Source organism: Pseudocitrobacter vendiensis, from assembly GCF_943590815.1.
Taxonomy (GTDB): Bacteria; Pseudomonadota; Gammaproteobacteria; order Enterobacterales; family Enterobacteriaceae; genus Pseudocitrobacter; species Pseudocitrobacter vendiensis.
Genome location: NZ_CALSBS010000084.1, coordinates 1 through 856 on the forward strand (window position 1 = coordinate 1; position 856 = coordinate 856).

The 856-nt window shown below is 54.8% G+C and carries 1 protein-coding gene; it reads right to left on the minus strand.

The genetic code is table 11. The features are described 5' to 3' along the window. Positions 1 to 33: 33 nt before the first annotated feature. Positions 34 to 639, minus strand: a complete 606-nt coding sequence (locus NMC31_RS26055; protein ID WP_000509966.1) for a recombinase family protein — start codon at positions 637 to 639, stop codon at positions 34 to 36. Positions 640 to 856 lie beyond the last annotated feature (217 nt).

The following is an 856-nucleotide window of genomic DNA, read 5'->3' on the forward strand; positions in this document are numbered from 1 at the left end:
GGGGTCGGTTCCGGCTGAGGGCGAAATGACACCCTAAGCGTTAGCTCTGTGTCGTTGCACGATGTCAGCGACGGTATTCTTGCTGATACCGAGCTCGCGTGCGATCCAGCGATAGCTGCGTCCCTCGGCCCTCATCGCAACCACCTTAGGCAAAAGTCGGTCTGATTTTGGTCGCACTCCGGCCTGACGACCAAGCCTCTTACCACGTGCCTTCGCAACAGCAAGGCCTGACTTGACCCGCTCGCTGATGAGATCCCGCTCAAACTCCGCAATGCCGGAAAGAAACGTCGCCAGCATTCGTCCATACGGCGACGAAAGATCGAACGCCATTCCATTCATGGCTATCACGGAAACCTTCCAGTTCTCCAGTTCACGTAGCGTATTGAGCAGATCGAGCGTCGAGCGCCCCCACCGGGAAAGCTCAGTGACCAGGATTGCATCAATTTGTCTGGACTGGGCAAGCGCCAGGACTTTCTTTCGCTCGGCCCGGTCGAGTTTAGTTCCTGAACCTGTTTCCTTAAATATTCCCACCACGTCGTAGCCGGCACGGCCGGCGAAGGCTCGCAGATCAAATTCCTGGCGTTCACAAGACTGATCCGCTGTTGAAACCCGGCAGTAAATGGCGGCACGATGTCCCAATTGAACCCTCCTGGATTTTTGTATCGGAACGCCCTGATTTATATGGGCTGGCTGTTGTCCAAAACAGACTATACTTCAAAAGGGACGAATTTGTATGTCACGACGCCATATTTTCACCGAACGGCAGCGAGCAGCGCTGTTCGATCTGCCCACGGACGAACTGTCGCTACTGAAGTTCTACACGCTGGGCGATGATGACCTGGAAAACATTAGGCAG